The sequence below is a fragment of the Allobosea psychrotolerans genome, from assembly GCF_002917105.1.
Lineage (GTDB): Bacteria > Pseudomonadota > Alphaproteobacteria > Rhizobiales > Beijerinckiaceae > Allobosea > Allobosea psychrotolerans.
Genome location: NZ_PQFZ01000002.1, coordinates 382,533 through 404,698 on the forward strand (window position 1 = coordinate 382,533; position 22,166 = coordinate 404,698).

The 22,166-nt window shown below is 65.1% G+C and carries 25 protein-coding genes; 14 read left to right on the plus strand and 11 right to left on the minus strand.

Annotated features, from left to right (window positions below; all coding sequences use genetic code 11):
* Positions 1–10 precede the first annotated feature (10 nt).
* The 4 genes from urtD to urtA form a co-directional block, all read right to left on the minus strand.
* Positions 11–775: an urea ABC transporter ATP-binding protein UrtD gene (urtD, locus tag CYD53_RS04825; RefSeq protein ID WP_103716969.1), complete on the minus strand. Its 765-nt coding sequence runs from the start codon at positions 773–775 to the stop codon at positions 11–13.
* A gap of 4 nt (positions 776–779) precedes the next feature.
* Positions 780–1,922 carry an urea ABC transporter permease subunit UrtC gene (gene urtC / locus CYD53_RS04830; protein ID WP_103716970.1) on the minus strand — a complete coding sequence of 381 codons (1,143 nt, stop codon included), beginning with the start codon at positions 1,920–1,922 and terminating at the stop codon, positions 780–782.
* Positions 1,919–3,505 carry an urea ABC transporter permease subunit UrtB gene (gene urtB, locus CYD53_RS04835; RefSeq protein WP_103717118.1) on the minus strand — a complete coding sequence of 529 codons (1,587 nt, stop codon included), beginning with the start codon at positions 3,503–3,505 and terminating at the stop codon, positions 1,919–1,921. Before urtB ends, urtC begins: the two co-directional genes overlap by 4 nt.
* Before the next feature lie 181 nt (positions 3,506–3,686).
* Positions 3,687–4,973: an urea ABC transporter substrate-binding protein gene (gene urtA / locus CYD53_RS04840; protein WP_092165982.1), complete on the minus strand. Its 1,287-nt coding sequence runs from the start codon at positions 4,971–4,973 to the stop codon at positions 3,687–3,689.
* A 656-nt stretch (positions 4,974–5,629) separates the two neighbouring features.
* Between urtA and rnr the strand changes: the two genes are divergently transcribed.
* The 4 genes from rnr to rpmG all read left to right on the plus strand — a co-directional run bounded on the left by rnr (position 5,630) and on the right by rpmG (position 9,471).
* Complete coding sequence (gene rnr, locus CYD53_RS04845) at positions 5,630–7,948, plus strand: ribonuclease R (protein ID WP_281261241.1); 2,319 nt, start codon at positions 5,630–5,632, stop codon at positions 7,946–7,948.
* On the plus strand, positions 7,948–8,391 hold the full coding sequence (locus CYD53_RS04850; protein ID WP_103716972.1) for a DUF983 domain-containing protein: 444 nt from the start codon (positions 7,948–7,950) through the stop codon (positions 8,389–8,391). The genes rnr and CYD53_RS04850 overlap by 1 nt, the downstream gene beginning before the upstream one ends.
* Complete coding sequence (locus tag CYD53_RS04855; RefSeq protein ID WP_245928082.1) at positions 8,388–9,122, plus strand: NUDIX hydrolase; 735 nt, start codon at positions 8,388–8,390, stop codon at positions 9,120–9,122. Before CYD53_RS04850 ends, CYD53_RS04855 begins: the two co-directional genes overlap by 4 nt.
* A 181-nt stretch (positions 9,123–9,303) precedes the next feature.
* On the plus strand, positions 9,304–9,471 hold the full coding sequence (gene rpmG, locus CYD53_RS04860; RefSeq protein ID WP_038367996.1) for a 50S ribosomal protein L33: 168 nt from the start codon (positions 9,304–9,306) through the stop codon (positions 9,469–9,471).
* Positions 9,472–9,560: 89 nt separating this feature from the next.
* Here the strand turns inward: rpmG and CYD53_RS30130 are convergent, their stop codons facing one another.
* Complete coding sequence (locus CYD53_RS30130) at positions 9,561–9,767, minus strand: hypothetical protein (protein WP_181011710.1); 207 nt, start codon at positions 9,765–9,767, stop codon at positions 9,561–9,563.
* Positions 9,768–10,219: 452 nt separating this feature from the next.
* Between CYD53_RS30130 and CYD53_RS04870 the strand changes: the two genes are divergently transcribed.
* On the plus strand, positions 10,220–10,420 hold the full coding sequence (locus CYD53_RS04870; RefSeq protein ID WP_103716973.1) for a hypothetical protein: 201 nt from the start codon (positions 10,220–10,222) through the stop codon (positions 10,418–10,420).
* Between the two features lie 388 nt (positions 10,421–10,808).
* Here the strand turns inward: CYD53_RS04870 and CYD53_RS04875 are convergent, their stop codons facing one another.
* Complete coding sequence (locus tag CYD53_RS04875; RefSeq protein ID WP_103716974.1) at positions 10,809–12,185, minus strand: PleD family two-component system response regulator; 1,377 nt, start codon at positions 12,183–12,185, stop codon at positions 10,809–10,811.
* Positions 12,186–12,203: 18 nt separating this feature from the next.
* Entirely contained in the window at positions 12,204–12,575 is a 372-nt protein-coding gene (locus tag CYD53_RS04880) for a response regulator (RefSeq protein WP_103717120.1), read from the minus strand.
* On the opposite strand from CYD53_RS04880, the gene CYD53_RS30910 reads away from it, so the two are divergent.
* A complete protein-coding gene (locus tag CYD53_RS30910) occupies positions 12,532–13,005 on the plus strand; it encodes a DUF3572 domain-containing protein (RefSeq protein ID WP_342751651.1) in 474 nt (157 codons plus the stop codon). The two genes, CYD53_RS04880 and CYD53_RS30910, sit on opposite strands and share 44 nt — an antisense overlap.
* Positions 13,002–14,360, plus strand: a complete 1,359-nt coding sequence (locus CYD53_RS04890; protein WP_425428262.1) for a DNA polymerase IV — start codon at positions 13,002–13,004, stop codon at positions 14,358–14,360. Before CYD53_RS30910 ends, CYD53_RS04890 begins: the two co-directional genes overlap by 4 nt.
* Here CYD53_RS04890 and CYD53_RS04895 read toward each other — a convergent pair.
* Complete coding sequence (locus CYD53_RS04895) at positions 14,317–15,168, minus strand: cell envelope integrity EipB family protein (RefSeq protein WP_103716976.1); 852 nt, start codon at positions 15,166–15,168, stop codon at positions 14,317–14,319. The two genes, CYD53_RS04890 and CYD53_RS04895, sit on opposite strands and share 44 nt — an antisense overlap.
* Before the next feature lie 183 nt (positions 15,169–15,351).
* Between CYD53_RS04895 and CYD53_RS04900 the strand changes: the two genes are divergently transcribed.
* The 7 genes from CYD53_RS04900 to CYD53_RS04930 all read left to right on the plus strand — a co-directional run bounded on the left by CYD53_RS04900 (position 15,352) and on the right by CYD53_RS04930 (position 20,545).
* Positions 15,352–15,822 (plus strand): RidA family protein, encoded by a 471-nt coding sequence (locus CYD53_RS04900; protein ID WP_103716977.1) that lies wholly within the window; start codon positions 15,352–15,354, stop codon positions 15,820–15,822.
* Positions 15,822–16,586 (plus strand): glycerophosphodiester phosphodiesterase family protein, encoded by a 765-nt coding sequence (locus CYD53_RS04905; protein WP_103716978.1) that lies wholly within the window; start codon positions 15,822–15,824, stop codon positions 16,584–16,586. Before CYD53_RS04900 ends, CYD53_RS04905 begins: the two co-directional genes overlap by 1 nt.
* Positions 16,583–17,839 carry a GNAT family N-acetyltransferase gene (locus tag CYD53_RS04910; protein ID WP_181011711.1) on the plus strand — a complete coding sequence of 419 codons (1,257 nt, stop codon included), beginning with the start codon at positions 16,583–16,585 and terminating at the stop codon, positions 17,837–17,839. Before CYD53_RS04905 ends, CYD53_RS04910 begins: the two co-directional genes overlap by 4 nt.
* On the plus strand, positions 17,832–18,617 hold the full coding sequence (locus tag CYD53_RS04915) for a hypothetical protein (RefSeq protein WP_103716979.1): 786 nt from the start codon (positions 17,832–17,834) through the stop codon (positions 18,615–18,617). The genes CYD53_RS04910 and CYD53_RS04915 overlap by 8 nt, the downstream gene beginning before the upstream one ends.
* 58 nt (positions 18,618–18,675) lie before the next feature.
* Positions 18,676–19,104 carry an HIT family protein gene (locus CYD53_RS04920; protein ID WP_103717123.1) on the plus strand — a complete coding sequence of 143 codons (429 nt, stop codon included), beginning with the start codon at positions 18,676–18,678 and terminating at the stop codon, positions 19,102–19,104.
* Positions 19,105–19,166: 62 nt separating this feature from the next.
* Positions 19,167–19,631, plus strand: a complete 465-nt coding sequence (locus tag CYD53_RS04925) for a carboxymuconolactone decarboxylase family protein (RefSeq protein ID WP_103717124.1) — start codon at positions 19,167–19,169, stop codon at positions 19,629–19,631.
* Positions 19,628–20,545: a sigma-70 family RNA polymerase sigma factor gene (locus tag CYD53_RS04930; protein WP_103716980.1), complete on the plus strand. Its 918-nt coding sequence runs from the start codon at positions 19,628–19,630 to the stop codon at positions 20,543–20,545. The genes CYD53_RS04925 and CYD53_RS04930 overlap by 4 nt, the downstream gene beginning before the upstream one ends.
* A 98-nt stretch (positions 20,546–20,643) precedes the next feature.
* Here the strand turns inward: CYD53_RS04930 and CYD53_RS04935 are convergent, their stop codons facing one another.
* From CYD53_RS04935 to CYD53_RS04945, 3 genes are all read right to left on the minus strand, one after another.
* A complete protein-coding gene (locus CYD53_RS04935; protein ID WP_103716981.1) occupies positions 20,644–21,000 on the minus strand; it encodes an AzlD domain-containing protein in 357 nt (118 codons plus the stop codon).
* A complete protein-coding gene (locus tag CYD53_RS04940) occupies positions 20,997–21,722 on the minus strand; it encodes an AzlC family ABC transporter permease (protein WP_181011712.1) in 726 nt (241 codons plus the stop codon). Before CYD53_RS04940 ends, CYD53_RS04935 begins: the two co-directional genes overlap by 4 nt.
* 167 nt (positions 21,723–21,889) lie before the next feature.
* Positions 21,890–22,162, minus strand: coding sequence for a hypothetical protein (locus tag CYD53_RS04945; protein ID WP_103716983.1), 273 nt, complete (start codon positions 22,160–22,162; stop codon positions 21,890–21,892).
* Between the last annotated feature and the right edge of the window lie 4 nt (positions 22,163–22,166).

The following is a 22,166-nucleotide window of genomic DNA, read 5'->3' on the forward strand; positions in this document are numbered from 1 at the left end:
CGGCTCATGCTCATCGTCCCAGATACACTTCGACGACGCGCTCATTGGCGCTGACCTGGTCGAGCGGACCCTCGGCCAGAACCGAGCCCTCATGCAGCACGGTCACCTTCACGCCGAGCTCGCGGATGAAGCCCATGTCATGCTCGACCACGATGACCGAATGATCCCTGGCGATCTCCTTGAGGAGGACGGCCGTCTCGGCCGTCTCGCCATCGGTCATGCCGGCGGCAGGCTCATCGACCAGCAGGAGTTTTGGATCCTGCGCCAGGAGCATGCCGATCTCGAGCCACTGCTTCTGGCCATGCGAGAGCGAGCCCGCGAGCCGGTCGCGCGCATCGCCGAGCTTGATGATGCCGAGGATGTCGTCGATGCGCTTGGCGTCCGCAGCAGCCGTCTTCCAGAACAGGGTCCTGGCCACCGTGCGCTTCGATTTCAACGCCAGCAGGATGTTGTCTTCGATGGTATGGAAATCGAACACCGTAGGCTTCTGGAATTTGCGACCGATGCCGAGATTGGCGATCGCCGCCTCGTCGAGCTTGGTCAGGTCGACCGAGCCGCCGAACATCACCGTGCCGACATCGGGCTTTGTCTTGCCGGTGATGATGTCCATCATCGTGGTCTTGCCGGCGCCGTTGGGGCCGATGATGGCGCGCATCTCGCCTGGCTCGATGGTCAGCGAAAGGCCGCGAATGGCCTTGAAGCCGTCGAAGGAGACGCTGACGCCGTCGAGATAGAGCAGCGAGGAGGTGAGTGCGCCGGGAACGGGAGCGTTCATGTCGTCACTCCGCCGGGGCCGGTTCGGCCGCTGGCGACGCCTCGGGAGGCGCCTTGCGCCGGGCCCACCAGTCCTGCGCCGTGCCCAGAATGCCCTTGGGCATGAAGATCGTCACGAAGACGAAGAGCGCGCCCAGCGCGAACAGCCAGTACGGCGCCATGAAGCCAGAGGTGAAGACGGTCTTGGCGTAGTTGACGACGACGGCCCCCAAGGCCGCGCCGACCAGCGTGCCGCGCCCGCCGACCGCGACCCAGATCACGGTCTCAATCGAGTTCGCCGGCGCGAATTCGCTGGGATTGATGATGCCGACCTGCGGCACGTAAAGCGCGCCGGCGACGCCCGCCATGCAGGCCGAGACGGTGAAGACGAAGAGCTTGAAGCGGTCGACCCGGTAGCCGAGGAAGCGCGTGCGGGATTCCGCATCGCGGATGGCGATCACGACCTTGCCGAGTTTCGACGAGACGATGCCGCGCGCGATCAGGAAACCGGCGATCAGCATGACGCAGGTCATCGAGAACAAGGCCGCGCGCGTCGACTGCGCCTGCACGTTGAAGCCGACGATCTCCTTGAAATCGGTCAGGCCGTTATTGCCGCCAAAGCCCATATCGTTGCGGAAAAAGGCGAGCAGCAGCGCATAGGTCAGCGCCTGGGTGATGATCGAGAGATAGACGCCGGTGACGCGCGAGCGGAAGGCGAACCAGCCGAAGACGAAGGCGAGCAGGCCGGGCACGGCCAGGACCATCAGCACGGCGAACGGAAAGGAGGAGAAGCCGTACCAGTACCAGGGCAACTCGCTCCAGTTCAGGAAGACCATGAAATCGGGCAGGATCGGGTTGCCATAAGTTCCGCGCGAGCCGATCTGGCGCATCAGATACATGCCCATCGCGTAGCCGCCGAGCGCGAAGAAGGCGCCGTGGCCGAGGCTCAGGATGCCGCAATAGCCCCAGACCAGATCGAGCGAGATAGCCAGCAGCGCGTAGCAGAGATATTTGCCCCAGAGCGACATGGCCGAGGTCGGCACATGCAGGATCGAGCCCGGCGGCAGCAGCAGATTGGCGAGCGGGACGAGAACCGCCAGCGCCACGAGCACGGCGAGGAAGACGAGGCCGCGCTTGTCCATGCCCTGGATGAGAAAGCGGGTGATCATGCTTCCACCGCCCTGCCCTTTTGCGCGAACAGGCCGCGCGGGCGCTTTTGGATGAACAGGATGATGAAGACGAGAAGCGCGATCTTGCCGAGCACCGCGCCGGCATAGGGCTCGAGCAGCTTGTTGGCGATGCCGAGCGTCATCGCGCCGACCAGCGTGCCCCAGAGATTGCCGACGCCGCCGAAGACCACGACCATGAAGCTGTCGATGATGTAGCTCTGGCCGAGATTGGGGCTGACATTGTCGATCTGCGAGAGCGCGACACCGGCCAAGCCCGCCACGCCCGAGCCCAGCCCGAAGGTCAAGGCATCGACGCGGCCGGTGCGGATGCCCATCGCCGAGGCCATGCGCCGGTTCTGGGTGACGGCGCGCATCTGCAGGCCGATCGGCGTCAGCTTCAGGATCGCCAGCAGCGCCGCAAAAACGAGACCGGCGAAGACGATGATCCAGAGCCGGTTCCAGGTGATGGCGAGCTGGCCGATCTCGAAGGCGCCGGACATGAAATTGGGCGCGCCGACCTCGCGGTTCGTCGGGCCAAAGGCGGTGCGAACCGCCTGCTGCAGGATCAGGCTGATGCCCCAGGTTGCGAGCAGCGTCTCAAGCGGACGGCCATAGAGAAACCGGATGACGCCGCGCTCGATCGCGATCCCGACGAGGCCGGCGACCAGGAAAGCCAGCGGCACGGCGATCAACAAGGAGTAGTCGAACAGGCCGGGAAAGCGGGTCCGAATAAGCTCCTGCACGATGAAAGTGGTGTAGGCCCCGAGCATCACCATCTCGCCATGGGCCATGTTGATCACACCCATCACGCCGAAGGTGATGGCCAGCCCGATCGCCGCCAGCAACAGCACCGAGCCAAGCGAGAGGCCGTACCAGAGGTTTTGTCCGGCACGCCACAGCGCGAGCTTGCTCTCGATGGCTGAGACCGCGCGGCCTTGCGCCTCCCTCAGCCCAGCCGAGGAATCGCCCGGCAGGGAACGCAGGGTCGCCAGCGCATCCTGGTCGCCGCGTTCGCGCAGCACGTCGACGGCAGCGATCCTGTCAAAGGGCGGGGCGTCGGGTTTGGCGATGAGGATCGCGGCCTGGGCCTGACGCAGCGCCGCCTTCGCTCGGGCATCGCTCTCCTTGGCGATGGCGCCTTCGAGCACCGGCAGCAAGGAAGCATCGCGCGACTTGAACACCGCCTCGGCAGCGGCGATGCGCTTGCCCGCATCGGGATTGAGCAACCCCAGACCGCCAAGAGCCGCCTGGATGGTACGGCGCACGCCGTTATTGAGGCGCACTGCGCTCAACCCCGGAGGCTCGGAGGCAAGTGCAGCGCCGGTCTTTGCGTCAAGCAGTTTGCCGTCCTTGGTCTTCACGACGACCGCACCGCCCCCAGCCAGAAGCCGACCATCGGCCAGAGCCTCAATGATGACAGCGGCCTGCGGATGAGCGTTCGCGATCAGGATCTCGATGGCGCGGTTGGTGTCGGAGAAACTGTCGGCGCCGAGCCTGGTGAAGGCCTCTTCGGCGGCTTGGGGCGAACCTTGGGCTGAAGCAGCGCCCGGCTGGAGCGCAAGCAGCGTCGCTAGCGCAATCATGCGCAGAAGGCAGGACACAAATCGCATGGGCTCGTTTCGGGTTCGCGGCTCGGCAGCTTGCTTGGCAGTGACGGACTTGGGCAGTGGCGGACGCCCCCAGTTCGAACAAACGGAGGCGTCTCGCCGAATTCCAAGGGACGGCCGGGCTTATCCGCCCGTGCCGTCCCTCCCCCTCATGACCTCACGCGCCGCCGCACTTGCCGGTCTTGACGTTGAAGTTGCCGCACTTCTTCTCGACCCAGTCGCCGATCAGGTCCTTGGAGCCATCGAGCTCCTTCGACCAGGCGTCGCCGGCGACGAGACCGGTCTTCGAGACCACGTCGAACTGGCCGTCGGCCTTGATCTCGCCGATCAGCACGGGCTTGGTGATGTGGTGGTTCGGGAGCATCTTGGAGATGCCGCCGGTCAGGTTCGGCGCCTCGATGCCGGGCAGCGCATCGATGACCTTGTCGGGGTCGAAGCTCTTGGCCTTCTCGACCGCCTTGACCCACATGGCGAAGCCGATGACATGGGCTTCCATCGGATCGTTGGTGACGGCCTTGTCGTTCTTCTTGTAGGCCTTCCACTGCTTGATGAAGGCCTCGTTCTCCGGCGTCTTCACCGACTGGAAGTAGTTCCAGGCGGCGAGATGGCCGAGCAGCGGCTTGGTGTCGATACCGGCGAGCTCTTCCTCACCGACCGAGAAGGCCACGACCGGGATATCCGTCGCCTTGATGCCCTGGTTGCCGAGCTCCTTGTAGAACGGCACGTTGGCGTCGCCATTGATGGTCGAGACCACGGCGGTCTTCTTGCCGGCCGAGCCGAACTTCTTGATGTCGGACACGATCGTCTGCCAGTCGGAATGGCCGAACGGCGTGTAGTTGATCATGATGTCCTCGGCCTTGACGCCCTTGGACTTGAGATACGCCTCAAGGATCTTGTTGGTCGTGCGCGGATAGACATAGTCGGTGCCGGCGAGCACCCAACGCTGGACCTTCTCCTCCTTGGCAAGGTAGTCGACCGCGGGGATCGCCTGCTGGTTCGGCGCGGCGCCGGTGTAGAAGACGTTGCGTTCCGATTCCTCACCCTCGTACTGGACGGGATAGAACAGGATCGAGTTCAGCTCCTTGAAGACCGGCAGAACGGATTTGCGCGACACCGAGGTCCAGCAGCCGAACACGGCCGAGACCTTGTCCTTGGCAATCAGCTCGCGCGCCTTCTCGGCAAAGAGCGGCCAGTTCGAGGCGGGGTCGACGACGACGGCCTCGAGCTTCTTGCCGAGCACGCCGCCCTTCTTGTTCTGCTCGTCGATGAGCATGAGCATGACGTCCTTCAACGTCGTCTCGGAAATAGCCATCGTGCCCGAGAGCGAATGCAGGATGCCGACCTTGATCGTCTCCTGTGCTGCGGCCGGCAGGAGCGTCCCCAGAAAAGCGGCGCCTGCCAGTGCAGCGCCCAGAATAACGCGACGAGTATTGCTCACGGACATGTCCCCCGAACCAATCCTGTTGAATGCACCCTTGAGCGGGCGCCGACAGGCCTCCCCGGCCCGGAGAAGCGGGCTCGCAAGCGACATGCCAACGAGCCTTTTGCGACGGTTCGACCCGCAAATCTCTGCCGCTGGGGCAGCTTTTGCCGAATTTCCTGCGAGATGGACAGCCATGCGCGCAAGGATGATGCGAGACGGGCATTTTTGATTATTTATTGAGCATAATTCCCGCCCAACATTTCGGCAGGCGATCCAAAGGGCTTCATTTTGCCGGCTGTCGCGGCATTTGGCCTGCTGAAGGAAGCGCTTTTTTTGACATTTACGCCGGCCCGAGAATCGCCCTAGCCTGTCCTTGTCGGTAACAACTGAAAGGAGGTGATCCAGTGTCTCATTGTCATCAACCGCTGGTGCAAAGCGGGTGGACCTGGACTCATTCCCAATGGGGTTCTTGTTCCGCGTGAGTTTTCGCGCCTTTGGGTCCGGCTCGCCGGGCCGCGGTTCGACAATGGAAGGGCTGCCCGCAAGGGCGGCCCTTCTTTCATTTGGGACGCTTTCATTGGCGGATGTGGCGATACCGGTTCTGGCGTCGGCGCGGCGCTCATGGCAGACAGGAGCTGTGCTGTCTTCGCCCTCCCCCGTTTTAACGAGCCGATATCGTGTCATCGCCCGTGCCTGAGCCGAGCCGTGAGGCGATCCTGGACTTCATCGAGACCGAGCGTGCCGCCGGCCGCGATGCCGGCCGCCGCGAGATCGCGCGCGCCTTCGGGTTGTCCGGCGGCGGCAAGATCTGGCTGAAGCGGCTGCTGAAGGAGATCCAGGAGGATCAGGCTGTCGATGCTCCCGGGAACGGCACGCTCGTCGCGCATCCGCGCGGCGCCTTGCCTCCCGTTCTGCTGAGCGAAATCAAATCCAAGGATCGCGACGGCGACCTCGTCGCGATCCCCCTGGAATGGAACGAGGCCGACCAGGGCGTGGCGCCGCGCATCCTGATCGAGCGGGCGCGCGAGTTCCGCGCCAAGCGCAATGCGGCTCCGGCAGCCGGCGTCGGCGACCAGGTCCTGCTCAAGCTGACCCGCTTGAAAGGCGTCGACGGCTTCGCCTATTCCGGCCGCGTGCTGAAGATCATGGGCAAGGGCAAGGCGCAGGTGCTCGGCATCTTCCGCGCCCTGCCCGATGGCAGCGGCCGCCTGATCCCGATCGACAAGAAGGCGCAAGGCCGCGAGGCGCTGATCCCGAAGGGCCGGACGGCCGAGGCGCAGGATGGCGACCTCGTCTCCGTCACGCTGCGTAACGAGACGCGCTTCGGGCCGCCCGAGGCGCATGTGCGCGAACGGCTCGGCTCGATCAAATCGGAGCGCGCCGTCAGCCTGATCGCGATCCACGCCCATGGCATTCCCAACGTCTTCTCGCCGGCGACCATCGCCGAGGCCGACGCCGCGCGTCCAGCGGGCACCGCCGGCCGCGAGGATTGGCGCGATCTGCCGCTGATCACGATCGACCCCTTCGATGCCAAGGACCATGACGACGCGGTCCACGCCGCGCCTGACGCCGATCCCGACAATCCCGGCGGCTATGTCGTCACCGTCGCCATCGCCGATGTCGCAGCCTATGTCCGGCCAGGCTCCAGCCTCGACCGCGAGGCGCTGGAGCGCGGCAACTCGGTCTATTTCCCCGACCGGGTCGTGCCGATGCTGCCGGAGCGGATCTCGAACGATCTCTGCTCGCTGCGTGGCGGCGAGGACCGGCCGGCTCTCGCGGTACGGCTGGTGCTGAAATCTGACGGCTCCAAGAAGACCCATTCCTTCCACCGCATCCTGATGCGCTCGGCCGCCAAGCTGTCCTACCAACAGGCGCAGGCCGCGATCGACGGCAAGCCCGACGAGACCACCGCACCGATCCGCAACACCATCCTGATGCCCCTCTGGGCTGCCTATGGCATCGCCTCCCGCGCCCGCGACGCGCGCCAGCCGCTCGATCTCGACCTGCCCGAGCGCAAGCTGGTGCTGAAACCCGACGGCGCGGTCGACCGCGTCATCGTGCCCGAGCGGCTGGCGGCGCATAAGCTGATCGAGGAGTTCATGATCCTCGCCAATGTCGCGGCCGCAGAGACCCTGGAGAAGGCCGGCAGCCTCTTGATCTACCGCTGCCATGACGAGCCATCGCTGGAGAAGATGCGGGCGCTCAGTGAGGTGCTGGCTTCGATCGGCATCAAGCTGCCCAAGGAGGCTGCGCTCCGGCCGGTGCTGTTCAACCGCATCCTGGCCATGATCAAGGGCTCGGAGAACGAGCTCTTCCTCAACGAGGTCGTATTGCGGACCCAGGCGCAGGCCGAATATGTCGCCGAGAATTACGGGCATTTCGGCTTGAACCTGCGCCGCTACGCCCATTTCACCTCGCCGATCCGGCGCTATGCCGATCTCATCGTCCACCGCGCTCTGATCACCGCCATGCGGGCTGGAGATGACGGTCTGCCGAAGACGACGACGCTCGCCGAATTGCGCGAGATCTCGACCCGGATCTCGGCGGCCGAGCGCCGCGCCATGGCAGCCGAGCGCGAGACCACGGACCGGCTGATCGCGCATTTCCTGGCCGACCAGATCGGCTCCAGCTTCGACGGTCGCATCGGCGGCGTGAATCGGGCAGGCCTGTTCGTGAAGCTGGACGGCACCGGTGCCGACGGCTTCATCCCGGCCTCGACCTTGGGCGCCGACTATTATCGCTACGACGAAGCCGCCCACGCCATGATCGGGGAACGCAGCGGCGAGAGCTGGCGCCTGGGCGACCGGGTGCATGTGCGTCTCGTCGAAGCCGCTCCGGTAGCAGGTGCTCTGCGCTTCGAATTGCTCTCCGAGGGCCGGCATGTGACACCGGGACGCTCTGGCAATCGCCCTGCACGGCCCCCTATATCAGGGCGCGCGAGGGCGAAGCCGTCCTTCGGCAAGGCGGGCGGCAAGAAGCCCGGCAAGAGGCGCTGATGTCTGTTCAAATCAATCATGCGGTCGGGCGACCGGTCGAACGCGACTGGCGCAGCGCCATCGGGCGCGGCCTGATGGGGCGCTGCCCACATTGCGGCGAAGGCAAGCTGTTCCGCGCCTTCCTCAAGCCGGTCGATACCTGCCAGGCGTGCGGCGAGGCGATGCACCATCAGCGCGCCGACGACCTGCCGCCCTATATCGTCATTACCATCGTCGGCCATATCGTCGTCGGCGGCCTGCTGATGGCCGAGAAATATGCCAACTGGCCGATGTGGCTGCATATGGCGATCTGGCCGGCCCTCACGGTCCTGCTCTGCCTCGTGATGATGCAGCCGGTGAAGGGCGGCGTGGTCGGCCTGCAATGGGCGATGCGCATGCATGGCTTCGACGGCGAGCCGCCGCGGCCGGAGCGCCAGCCCGCAGCCACCTTGCTGCGCCCGTGAGCGACCATGTCGTCACGCTGACGCAGGCCGAACGTGCGCGCGTCCAGGTCAATCTGCGCCCCAAGGATGCAGCGACGGTGCTGATCATCGACCGCTCGGCCAGGACGCCGCGGGTTCTGATGGGCAAGCGCCATCCGGGCCACAAGTTCATGCCCGGGAAATTCGTCTTTCCCGGCGGCAGGATCGATCCGGAAGACCGCCGCATGACGGCAACCGGCGCGCTCGACCAGATCTGCGAAAACCGGCTGATGGCGCGCACCCAGCGCCCGAGCCCGATGAAGGCGCGGGCGCTGGCGCTGGCCGCCATTCGCGAGACCTTCGAGGAGACGGGGCTGCTCTTCGGCTCGAGTGAGCTCGGCACGCCCGAGAAGCCACCGGCCGGCAGTTGGGCGGGCTTCGCCAGCCATGGCATTTTTCCCGACCTCAGCGCCATTACATTCGTCGCGCGAGCCGTGACGCCGCCGCGCCGGCCCAAGCGCTTCGACACGCGCTTCTTCACGATCGATTATGGCGCCCTCGCCGGAAAGGTCGAGGGGGTGACGGGCCCCGATTCGGAGTTGATCGAACTCGTCTGGGTGACCTTCGCTGATGCGCAGCAGCTCGATCTGCCGACGATCACGCAAGTGATTCTGAAGGAAGTCGACGCACGGCTCAGCGCGGGCTTCGCACCTTATCTGCCGGTTCCCTATTATTGGGAGAAGAACGGCCGCTTTGTCCGTGAGGAATTATAGAGCCTACGGCGGCGTTCTACGCCCGATGACGTGGCAAGGCGGAAACAGCCAGGCGCGCGCCATTCTTTCTTGACTTCGCCGGCTCGTTGCGGCATTCCCCCACCCGACGGTTTGCCGGGTCCGCCCGGCCATTTTCTTTTTTATAGGGCCTCACCAGCCCCTCAGGCTCGAGGATAATCCCATGGCCAAGGCCGTGACCATCAAGATCAAGCTGCTCTCGACGGCGGATACCGGTTTCTTCTATGTCACCAAGAAGAACTCCCGCACGATGACCGAGAAGATGTCCAAGAAGAAGTACGACCCCGTCGCGCGCAAGCACGTCGAGTTCAAGGAAACCAAGATCAAGTGATCCTGGTTACGCTTCAGGCATAACAACGCTCTCGAAAGACCGCTCGTATCCCGGGCGGTTTTTCATTTCGGCCTGCCGCGATGCGCCCGTCAGTAGGACGGCTTGGGCACGAACAGGCAGAAGGGCCGCTGCGACGGCGCGATCACGGTCCCGGTCAGGGTGCCTCCGCTCCGGCAGATGTGAAAACGCCCGTCTTTCGAGACCCGCGTGGCGCTTTCCGGCACGAAATGACCGTCATGGGTCATATAGCCGCCGGGAACGATGCGGGGATCGGGCTCGCGGGCATCATGGTCCATTCCCATGGGCCAGCAATCGCGATCGCTGCAGCAGTCGTAAGGATACCAACTATGCGCGTAGACAAGCCCTCCGCCCCACGGGGATGCCGTAAGGCAGAGCGCCAATGCGAGGGTACGCATGGGTCGCTCCATAGATTGAGGATGTCAGGCCAGCATCTTCGCAATCCGAACTAGCTGGTTTGCGAATCGTCATAAGAGTATCACGCTCGAGCGCTACCGTTGATCGATTTGCTGCGCTGCAATGTCCAAGGACGATAGCGGCCCGGCGAGCGGCCGAATTTAACGTCGGCCTGCGACGAATATGTCACTTGGCTCGGGCAATAGCTGGCGTAGCATCGGCTTCTTGCCCGACCTTTGCCGGCCGAAAGGCTTATGGGCTCGCGCGGGCCGTCGAGACCGTGCCGACGCCTGCCAGTTGAAACCTATCCCTCCTCCCCGATCGGACATAGCCCTTGAGCAGCGGCGACAAGCATGCCGAGCCCCTCACGCCAGGCCACGGCCCCTGGCGACGCTTCCTGAAGCTGCTGGTGGAAGTCGATTCGTCGCGCTTCGCGCTCAGCCGGCTGAAGGCGGGGCTGATGCTGCTCGCGATCCTCGCGCTCTTCGGCGGGCTCGGCTACGCCCTGCCGGCGCTGTTCTCGCGCTATTTCTGACGACCGCTCTCGGACACAGGACGCACGCCCTCACCCGAATACCGGGATGGCTCCGTCTGCATCAGGTTTTGAGGGGGTGGTCGGCCGGCGACGGTTCTGATGAGGCCAGAAATCCGTCACCGACCGGCCGAGCCCATCGGTTTCCCAGGAGATGCGGCGGATCCGGGAGGCCGAAGGGCGTTTCGAAGCAGCAACAGTGAGCCGCTGCGTTGAACCGACCCTACAGGCAGCCCCTCCCGAATCAATCCAATTGGACTGATTCACCAATATTCATCGATGCTTAACCTTACCGGCTAACCGTGCCGGGGCGCATGAGCAGGATGCGAAGAAGTGGGAACCGGTTTTTCCCAATCGATCCTGCTCTAACTCTTTGGATCAGAGCCGGTTTTCAGGCGGCATTGGCCACGATGACGCGGTTTCGCCCGGCATCCTTGGCGCGGTAGAGCGCGTCATCGGCGCGTTTCATCATCTCCGCCGCCGAGGCATCGCCAGCGCGCCGGCTCGCGACCCCGATCGAGACCGTCACCGTGATGGAGCGGGTGTTGCGGTGGATGCTGAACGGTTCGGCCTCGACCCGCTCGCGGATACGCTCTGCAACAGCGCTGGCCGCGTCCAGAGAGGTATCCGGCAACACCACGACGACCTCCTCGCCGCCCATCCGGGCGACCAGATCGATGCCGCGCGTGCAGGCGCGCACCCGATCGGCGAATTCGCGCAGCACCTCGTCGCCGGCATCATGCCCCCAGGTGTCGTTGACGACCTTGAAGCGATCGACATCGAGGACGAGCATGGCGAGCGAGCGGGCCCTGAGCGCCGATTCATCGAACATCGTGCCCATGCGGCTGTCCATGAAGCGGCGGTTATGCAGGCCGGTGAGCTGATCCATCACCGCCATTTCCATGGAGGACTGGACGCTGTCGCGCAGCCGCTCGGCAAAGCGCTTGCGGCGGACCTGCGTGCGTACGCGCGCCAGGAGCTCGTTGCGGTCGACCGGACGGATCAGGAAGTCATGGGCCCCGATCTCGAGGCCGCGCAGGATGCGCGTGCGATCCTCGGCCTCGCCCAGCATCAGCACCGAGACGTTGCGGGTGCGCTCGAGCGAGCGCAACTGGCTGCAGATCCGCAGGCCGTCATAGGATTTGAGGTCGAGGCTGACGAGAACGCTGTCGTAGTCGCCCTCGGCCGCCCGCAGCAGGGCCTGATGCGGATCGGCCTCGATCTCGACGACATGAAAGGCCGAAAGCGCGCTCGACAGCCGCTCTGTCACGGTCGGCCGATCCTCGATCACCAGGATACGGCCGTTCAGACCGGTCTCGGAGGCTGCGGCGGCAAGCGGATCGGCGATGCCAAGGCGGCGCGAGGCGAAAGCGCGATTGCGCAGCTCGTCCGTGACGGATTTCAAGCGGACGAGGCTGCGCACGCGGGCAAACAGCGCCGTGTCGTCCAGCGGCTTGGTCAGGAAATCGTCAGCCCCGGCGTCCAGCCCCTTCAAGCGGTCGCCGGGTTGGTCGAGCGCCGTCACCATCACGACGGGGATATGGGCCGTGGTCGCGCCGTTCTTCAAGCGCCGGCAGACCTCGAAGCCGTCCATGCCCGGCATCATCACGTCGAGCAGGACGATGTCAGCCTCGCCACGTTCGCAGATCGCCAGCGCCTCGATGCCGTTCAGCGCGGTCACGACGTCGAAATATTCTGCTGAAAGCTTCGCCTCCAGCAGCTTCACATTGGTGACGATGTCGTCGACGACGAGGACACGGGCTGACATGGTTTTGCTTTCGAAGCCTTAGGCTGGGCCAGCGTAGGCGCGGACGGTCTCCAGGAATTTCGCAACCGAGATCGGCTTCGAGAGGTAAGCCTCGCAGCCTCCCTCGCGGATGCGCTCTTCGTCACCCTTCATCGCAAAAGCCGTCACCGCGATGACGGGGATGGATTTGAGGGTGTCATCCTCCTTGATCCATTTGGTGACTTCGAGCCCCGAAACCTCGGGAAGCTGGATGTCCATCAAAATCAGATCGGGATGATGCATGCGCGCGAGTTCGATCGCCTCGATGCCATCGGCAGTCTTCAGCGTCGCATAGCCATGCGCTTCAAGCAGATCATTGAAGAGCTTCATGTTGAGCTCATTGTCCTCGACGATCAAAACCGTCTTCATCATGCCGCCCTTCAATCGCGCCACTGACAGGCCGTCTCGATCCTGCCATCACAAGTTGGCGGCCTCATTCAAAGATTACGCTAGCATGAGAGCCGTTGACGAAACGCAAACCCGAAGCTCGATTTGGAAGGCAGCTCCCGCCATGGCAAGATCACCCTCCGTCCAGGACGCTGAAACTCTCGCGCTGCGCGCGCTGGGCTTCCTCGCGGCAGATCCGGCGCGTCTGGAGCCGTTTCTGGCGCAAACCGGCCTCGGCCCCTCGAATCTGAGGGCTGCGGCGCAAGAGCCCGGTTTCCTCGCCGCAGTGCTCGACCATCTCGCCGGCAGCGATTCGCTGCTGTTGGAGTTTGCCGGAAATTTAAGCCTGAATCCGGAAATCATCGCGCAGGCGCGCGGACGGCTCGCCGGGCCGCCAATGGACGAGGCCCCGTGACCGACCGGGCCGCCCAGCCCGTGCGGCGCGTGCTCTGCCGCGATTGCCTCATCGATCACGATGAGGCAATTGCGGCGCTGCGCCGCTGCCCGGCTTGCGGCTCACCCAGGCTGCTGCGCCATCCAGAGCGCGATGCCCTGAGCCTCGCCCATATCGACTGCGACGCCTTCTATGCGGCGATCGAGAAGCGCGACGATCCTACGCTGCTCGACAAACCGGTGATCATCGGCGGCGGCAAGCGCGGCGTGGTCTCGACGGCCTGCTATATCGCCCGGACCTACGGCGTGCGCTCGGCCATGCCGATGTTCAAGGCGCTGGAGGCCTGCCCCGAGGCGGTGGTCGTCAAGCCGAACATGGCGAAATATGTCGCGGTCGGGCGCGAAGTCAGGCGATTGATGCAGGAATTGACGCCGCTGGTCGAGCCGCTCTCGATCGACGAGGCCTTTCTCGACCTCGCCGGAACCGAGCGCCTGCATCACGCCAGCCCCGCCATCACGCTCGTGCGTTTCGCCAAACGGATCGAGGGCGAGATCGGGATCAGCATCTCCATCGGTTTGTCCTATGCCAAATTCCTGGCGAAGGTCGCCTCCGACATGGATAAGCCGCGCGGCTTCTCGGTGATCGGGCGGGCGGAGGCCGTCGCTTTTCTGGCGCGGAAGCCGGTCAGCCTCATTCCCGGCGTCGGCCAGGCGAGCGCGGCCAAGCTCGCCGAATCCGGGTACCGCCTGATCGGTGATCTGCGCGAAGCGCCGATCGACAAGCTGTTCCGCCTGGCCGGCAAGGATGGGCCGCGGCTGAAGAAGCTCGCCAACGGCATCGACGAGCGCCAGGTCACGCCCGACCGCGAGACCAAGAGCGTTTCCAGCGAAACCACGCTCGACACCGACCTGTCGCGCTTCGAGGATCTCGAGCCGGTGCTGTGGCGGCTCTGCGAGAAGACCTCGAAGCGCCTCAAGGCCCAGGCCCTCGCGGGCCGGACCATCACCATGAAGCTGAAGACGGCGGATTTTCACGCGATCACGCGCGCCAGCCGCCTGCCGGAACCGACACAATTGGCAGCCAGGCTGTTCTCCGCCGGGCGCGACCTGCTCAGGCGCGAATGCAACGGCCAGCGCTACCGGCTGATCGGCATCGGCGCGAGCGACTTCAGCGCGCCCGAGGAAGCCGACCATGGCGATCTCGCCGATGTCGCGACGCCCCGGTTGAAGGCGATGGAAGGCGCGCTCGACGCACTGCGCGCCCGCTTCGGCGACGCGTCGATCGGCAAGGGCCTCAGCCTGCGCGGCCCGCAGCGGGCCAGTGGCGCGAGCGCTACTTCGCGCAATCCTGCTGCGGAAGAAGATCCAGACGCGTGAGCGTGCCGCGCAGCGCGAAGCTGCCATAGTCGAGCTTGATCGCGCCGGTCACGCCATTCTCATAGAGCTCGAAGGAAATGGTGTAGGATGGCGTGGTCTCGCCGGAATCGACCTTGAAATAGGAGATCGACACCGGCCAGCGCGCCAGCCTCTCGAACTCCGGACGCTGCAACGGCGCCTCGGAAGGCTTGGTCTCGATCCGCTTCCCGATGACCGAGAGCGTGTCATAGACTTCCTTGCCGCTATTGGCGCCGTCATAGAGGCGCACATTCAGCGTGGTCTTGCCGGCACGCGCCGCCTCGATCACCGCCTTCATCTGCGCGTTCGGGAACAGGGCGTCCGTCGTCTGTCGCACCGTCTCGGGCTTGGGCGCGCTGAGCTTGATCTCGTAGCCGCCACCGGACTTCTGGACCGAGCCGTCGACGATCTCGGCCGGCGCACCGCCCGCCGAGCTTTCGGTCTTGAAGCGGTAGCTCGCCCCGTCGCCTGCCTCGAAGCTCGTCGTGCGCGCATCGATGGTGCGCGGACCGCCTTCGCTGCTGCTGACCTGCGTGACCTGGCGGAAGGAGAGCGCATACCCCTCGCAGGCATCGCCGGTGAAATCGAAGGCGATGCGGCCGCGCGCCGCCTCGATGCTGGTGGCTGGTTTGTCGTCGTCGAGCACGAGGTCGTAGACCGCGCGATGGGGCGCCAGGACCACGCGCCCGGCCGATTGAGGCTGGGCCGAGGCGCCGACGCTCGCCAGCACGGCGACCGTGCTCAGGATACTCGCCAGGGTATTTGCAAGGCCAAATCCGTTCATGCTCATGACACTTGCCGCTCTGCTGGAGGTTGACCGAATCTAGGTGCATTGCAGCAGTGGCGCAAACAAGGCGTAAAGCCGCAGTCGCGAACGCCGGCCCGAGCCGCCTTGCACACATATCGCGGCTGCTTGCGGCTTGCCCGGCCATCGGCCATGAAGGTTTTATTCCATCGAGCCGGAGGCCGCCCCATGAGCGCAATCGAAGCCAAGCTTGCCGAACTCGGCATAACCCTGCCCGCGCCGGCCGCGCCGGTCGCGAATTACGTGCCCTATGTCATCACCGGCAAGCTGCTGGTGATCTCCGGCCAGCTCTGCTTCGACCTCGATGGCAAGCTTTCCGACAGCCACAAGGGCAAGCTCGGCGCCGAGATCTTCAACGAGGCCGGCATCGAGGCGGCGCGGCTCTGCGCGATCAATGTGCTGGCGCAGGCCAAGGCTGCGCTCGGCAATCTCGACCGGATCACCCGCTGCGTGCGCCTCGGCGGCTTCATCAATGCGATGCCGCATTTCGCTGGCCTGCCGGCGATCATGAACGGCGCCTCGGATTTGATGGTCGAGGTACTCGGCGACAAGGGCCGCCATGCCCGCTCGACCATCGGTGTCGCCGAACTCCCGGCCGGCGCCGCCGTCGAAGTCGAGGCGATGTTCGAGATCGCGTGATGGCGCGGCTCGCGACATCCGGACTCGGCTGGCTCGTCGCCCGGCCGATCGCGCATCGTGGCCTGCATGATGCGAAGATCGGGGTGATCGAGAACAGCCTGTCCGCAGCAGAGGCCGCCATCGCCGGCGGCTTCGGCATCGAATGCGACGTCCAGCTCAGCGCCGACGGCGAGGCGATGGTGTTTCACGATTTCGTGCTCGACCGATTGACGGCCGAGACCGGGCTCGTCAACGAGCGGAGCGCGCAGGCGCTGGCAAAGATCACCCTGAGGGGCAGCAGCGACCGCATTCCGACGCTGAAGGGCTTTCTCGATGCGGTCGCGGGACGTGTGCCGCTGGTGATCGAGGTCAAGAGCCGCTTCGATGGTGCTCTCGCTTTGGCGCAGCGCACGGCCGAGATCGTCAGCCAGCGCTCCGGCCAGCCGATCGTGCTGAAATCCTTCGATCCCGTGATCGTCACGGCATTGCGCGAGCTCGCACCCGGCATCCCGCGCGGAATCGTGGCGATGAACGACTATTCCTATCCCGACTACGACCATCTCGACGCCGTCCAGAAACATGCGCTGGCTAATCTGCTGCATTTCGGCGAGAGCCGGCCTGATTTTTTGTCCTGGAAGGTTGCTGATTTGCCGAGCGCGGCTCCCTATCTCTGTCGGGAGGCGTTGGGCTTGCCGGTGATGAGCTGGACGGTGCGCAACGCGCAGGATCGCGAGCGGGCCGCATTGCATGCCGACCAGATGGTCTTCGAGGGCTTCAAACCTTGAGTGTTGACGGGCGCGACGACCTCAGGGTGCGCGTCGCGACGTCATTGAAGACCGTCCCCGCCGCCGCATGGAACGCCTGCGCCAACCCGTTCGCGTTGCGCGCCGCCATGGCTGCGACCTCCCCGGCTTCGACCTGCCAGGATGCCGCTTCCGCATCAGTGATCGACGAGGACAATCCCTTCGTCTCGCATGCCTTCCTGCTCGCCCTGGAGGAGAGCGGCTGCGTCGGCAGGCGTTCCGGCTGGTCTCCGGCCTATCTGCTGGTCGAGGATGCGCAAGGCACGCTGCTGGCGGCGGCGCCGAGCTTCCTCAAGAGCCACAGCCAGGGCGAATATGTCTTCGACCATGCCTGGGCCGACGCCTATGAGCGCGCCGGCGGGCGCTACTACCCCAAGCTCCAGCTCGCCGCGCCCTTTACCCCTGCGACCGGGCCCCGCCTGCTGGTCGCTGACGGCCTTCGCTCCGACGAAGCCCGCGCCGGGCTGATCGCCGGGCTGGAGGCGTTGCGCGGGCAGGCGAACGCCTCCTCGGTCCATGTCACCTTCGTCCAGGAGCCCGATATCACAGCGCTGCGCGAGGCCGGCTATCTGGAACGGCACGACCTTCAGTTTCACTGGCGCAACGAAGGCTTTGAAACCTATGACGATTTTCTAGGAACGCTGGCCTCGCGCAAGCGCAAGGCGCTGAAGCGCGAGCGGCGCGAGGCGCTCTCGGCCGACATCACGGTGGAGGTCCTGACCGGTTCCGACCTGACCGAAGCCGTCTGGGACAACTTCCATTCCTTCTACGAGGATACCGGCTCGCGCAAATGGGGCCGGCCCTATCTCAACCGCGCCTTCTTCTCGGCCGTGGGGGCGGCGATGGGTGATCGCATCGTGCTGGTAATGGCCAGGCGCGCCGGCCGCTATATCGCCGGCGCGATCAATTTCCGCGGCGCAAACACGCTTTACGGCCGCAACTGGGGCTGCATCGAGGACCACCCCTTCCTGCATTTCGAGCTCTGCTATCATCAGGCGATCGACTATGCGATCGCCCACAAGCTCACTCGCGTCGAGGCTGGCGCACAGGGCGAGCATAAGCTCGCGCGCGGCTACCGGCCGGTGGTGACACGCTCGCTGCATCATCTTGCCGATCCCGGGCTTCGCCGCGCCGTCGCCGCCTATCTCGTCAATGAACGCCAGCATATCGCGCAGGCGCAGGAGGCGCTTGCAGCGGAAAGCCCCTTCAGGAAAGGCGGGGGCGCCGATGACTGAGGCTGCTTCCGCGGGTAGCGCCAGCCTCTTCTGCGACGATTCCGAACTCGGCTATCGCCGCAGCCTCTCGGATTTCTCGGTGCCGCTGACGCTGGATCACAGCTATCGGCTCGCCCATCTGCCGCTCGTTGCGCCGAACCACCCGCGTGTCATCCCGCGGGTGGAGGGCAAGTTCTACGAGAGGGGGCGGCATCCGCCGGTTTTCTCGCTTGTCCTGCCGGTTCGCGACGAGGCCTTGCGAGGGTCTGCCGCCTTTCTCGCTCTGGAGGCTGAGATCAAGGCCGCCCCCTTCGCCGCCAAGATCGCCTGGGATATCCTGCCGCGCCGCAAGGACAGGCTGCACGCGACGATCTGCGGCGCGCTCGGAACCGGTGCGGGGGCGACCATCGCGGACGAGACGCGGCGGGCGCTCCGCACGATCCCCTCTTTCGCTGTCGAACTGCGCGGCCTGTTCTCGGGCAGCGTCAATCGTGGCCGGCTCTATCTTGCCGCCTATCCGGAACAGCGCGACGGCATGAACATGCTGCAAGCCGTGCAGCAGGCCTTCGGACGCTCGCCTGGCGATCTCTGGCTGGTCGGCCTCTACAATCTGACGGACGACCTCGATGCCGGGGAGACCGCGGCGCTGGCGGACATCGTGATGCGCTGGTGGGACCGCCCCCTGCTGCGTCTCGAGGCCACGGCGTTTGAAATCCTCGGCGCCTGCGACGATCTCGTGCTCGACAGCGTCGTCGAGGAGGTTCTGCCGCTTGCGGCTGCGCGCATCGCCACGGGTTGACGGCACGGCGGGCGAGCCACAGTTTGCGCTCTCCCGCCTCCAGCATGCCGGTCCCGTCATGAGCGCCTACGATCCATCCAATGTCTTCGCCAAGATCCTGCGCGGCGAATTGCCCTCGCACACGGTCTATGAGGACGCCGACACTATCGCCATCATGGACATCATGCCGCGTGCCGACGGGCATGTCCTGGTCGTTCCCAAGGCCGCCTGCCGCAATGTCTTCGATGCGCCCCCCGAGGCGCTGAAATCCGTCGCCCTTAGCGTCCAGACGCTGGCGCGAGCGGTGAAGTCAGCCTTCAATGCCGACGGCGTCACCATCCAGCAATTCAACGAGGCGGCCGGCGGGCAGGTCGTGTTCCACCTGCATGTCCACGTCATGCCGCGCTTCGATGGCGTTGCGCTCAGGCCCCATACCGGCGCCATGGAAAAGCCCGACGTGCTGGCCGCCCATGCCGAAAAAATCCGGGCCGCGCTAAAAAATCTCTGAGCGATGTCACAACCACGGACGCTGTCTCGTCTTGCATTCATCGAACCCCGATGGAGACCAAGATGACCCAACGCCTCAACGCCCTGCAGCTTGCGCCTGCAGCCATCAACGCCGTATTGGGCGCACAGAACTACGTCGAACAAAGCGGGCTGGAACACAGCCTGCTCGAACTGGTGAAGATGCGCGCCTCCCAGATCAACTCCTGCGCCTATTGCCTGCATATGCATGCAACCGACGCCCGCAAGGCTGGTGAAACCGAGGCGAGGCTTTATCTGCTCAGCGCCTGGGAGGAATCGGAACTCTACACCCCGCGAGAGCGCGCCGCGCTGGCCTGGACGGAGGCGCTGACACGGCTTTCCCAGGGCGCCCCGAGCGACGAGGCCTTCGCCGAATTGCGTGAGCATTTCAGCGAGGTCGAATGCGTCAATCTTTCAGTGGCGATCGGCACGATCAACCTCTGGAACCGCATCAATGCCGGCTTCCGCACCCGGCATCCGCAGGACCGCAGCCGACCCGCCGCCGCATGATCGCAAGACCAGACAGCCCATCCAGCAACGCGTTCGAGCAGCACAGGCCATTCCTGATCCGGTTGGCCTACCGCATGCTCGGCTCGGTCAGCGATGCCGAGGACGTGGTGCAGGATACCTGGCTGCGCTGGCACGAGGCCGGACAGGACGACATCGTCAACCCGCGCGCCTATCTGGCGCGCGTGGTGACGCGGCTCTGCCTCGATCAGATGAAATCGGCCCGCAGCCGGCGCGAATTCTATGTCGGAACCTGGCTCCCGGAGCCGATCGTCGAGAGCATCAGTGGCGACGAGCCGGTGGATGATGAGCTCGATGCGCCGATCGCGCTGATGCTGGCGCTGGAACGGCTCTCGCCGCTGGAGCGGGCCGCTTTCCTGCTGCACGACATCTTCGATATCGGCTTTGCCGAAATCGCCCGCATGCTGGAGCGCAGCGAGGCCGCCTGCCGCCAACTCGCCACGCGGGCGCGCCAGCATGTCCGGCTCGACCTTCCCCCGCGCAACAGCATCTCACGCGAGGAGGCGGCGCGCTATGCCGAGGCCTTCTTCAAGGCCTCGCATCAATCTGACCCGACCCTGCTGCAGCAACTGCTCGCGCGCGATGTCGTCCTGCACAGCGACGGCGGCGGCAAGGTGCCGGCCTCGATCAACCAGATCTTCGGCCTCGACAAGGTCGCACGCTTCTTCGCGGGCATCGCCCAGAAAATCGCAAGGCTCGGTCTCTCGACCACGCGCTACGAGCCCGTGATGATCAACGGCTTGCCGGGTTATGTCAGTCTCGAACGCGGCGATACCCTGCAGGCGACCGCGCTCGATATCCGCGACGGCCTGATCCAGGCCATCTATGTCATCCGCAACCCCGACAAATTGCGGCATATTTCGCCGCCTGTCGGTTCAAATGACGGCTCCCTCTAGAGCGCTTTCGAGCGAAGTGGCCACCGGTTCGCGTGAAGAAAACGTGATAAAACAAAGGGATAGGGCAATTGAACGATCCAGTTTGATCGGAAATCGCTCTAGATCAGCAGCCACGCCCCGGCGATCAGCGTCGCCTCACCCGCGAGCACGGCGAGCATCACCCTGCGCCGGTCGAAGAGCATGATCGCCAGCGCGACAGCGAGCGCACCGATCCGCAAGCCCAGTGGCGCCGCCGCCAGGGCGCCCGGCGGCACGATGATCAGCTTGGCGACGACCCCGGCCAGGAGCGCGGTCGCGACCGACCTCACCCATTCAAGCACTGGCGATTCAGGCGGGATCCGCCGTGCGAAGGCAACCGCGAGCCAGCGCCAGATCTCGGTCGGCAGCACGGCAAAGAGCAGCAAGGCGAGATAGGGCCAGTAGGCGCCGTCCAGGCCGGGAATCGGCGGCGTCATGCGGCCCTCCCGCGCCTGCGGCCAATCAGGAAGGCGATGCTCCCGGCGATCACTCCGGCGACGATCAGATCGAAGCCGCCGCCGATGAAGCGGTCGCAGATCGGCGCCAGCGCAAGGCCCAGCACCATGGCCGCAATGTCGCCGCGATGCCGGATGCCGGCCGCCAGCGAAACCAGGAAGAAGATCGGCGTCAGGCAGAGCAGCCCCGCCGCGAACGGAATCGGCAAGGCGTTGACGAGGTAGTAGCCGGAAAACGTCCCGATCGAACTGACGGCCATGCAGGTGTTGGCGAAGCCGAGGAAATAGGCCACGCGCTGCGGCGGCGGCACGGCGGGCAAGCGCCGCAGACCCTCCGTCCAGGCCGTCACGGCGACATAATGCGACAGCACTAGCTGAAGCCAGACGCTTTGCCCGGGCCGGCGCAGCAGGGGCAGGATCGCGACCGTCATCGGCAGGAAGCGCAATGAGGCGAAACCGATCGCGATCGCAATCGCGCTCCAGGCCGCGCCGGCGGCGATCGAGGCGAAGAAGATCACCTGCGACGGCCCGGCCCAGACCAGCATGGTCGACAGCACCGCGACCTCGACGGGATAGCCGACATCCCGGGCCAATGAACCGATTCCGACAAGCCCGAAACCGACCACCCAAGCCGGCAGGGAGAGCGCATCGCGCATGCCGGCCAGCGCCACACGCTGCCAGCTCCAATCGGCCGATACGCTCATGAAGGGATGTGCACGCCTGCCCGATAGCCGCCGAGGGACCATACAGCCCCCGCTATGACACGGGCGCTGCGAGCGTTCTAACCCGCACGGTACGGCAAACCGATATCCGGCGTCGCGCGGTCAGCCCTGCGTCGGCTGCAACGGGCCGAAAGCCGGACGGCGAGATCTCAGCGGCCGCCCTTCATGACGATGCCGATGAGCTCGTTGCCGAAATCGATCAACTCCTTCGGCACGCCGCCAACCGCCTTCACGCCGAGATAGATCAGGTAGACGAAGGCCGGCACGAGAATCCAGCCCAGGATCTCCTCGAACAATTTGCGCCGCCGCCGGCGCTGCTCGCGCTTCTCGAACCAGCCGAGCTTCTGCTTGCGCGCCGGAGGCTCCGGCGCGGTTTCCGGCGCCTGCGCCAGAAGGGGGGCGGGTTTTCGCTTGAACCACACGGTC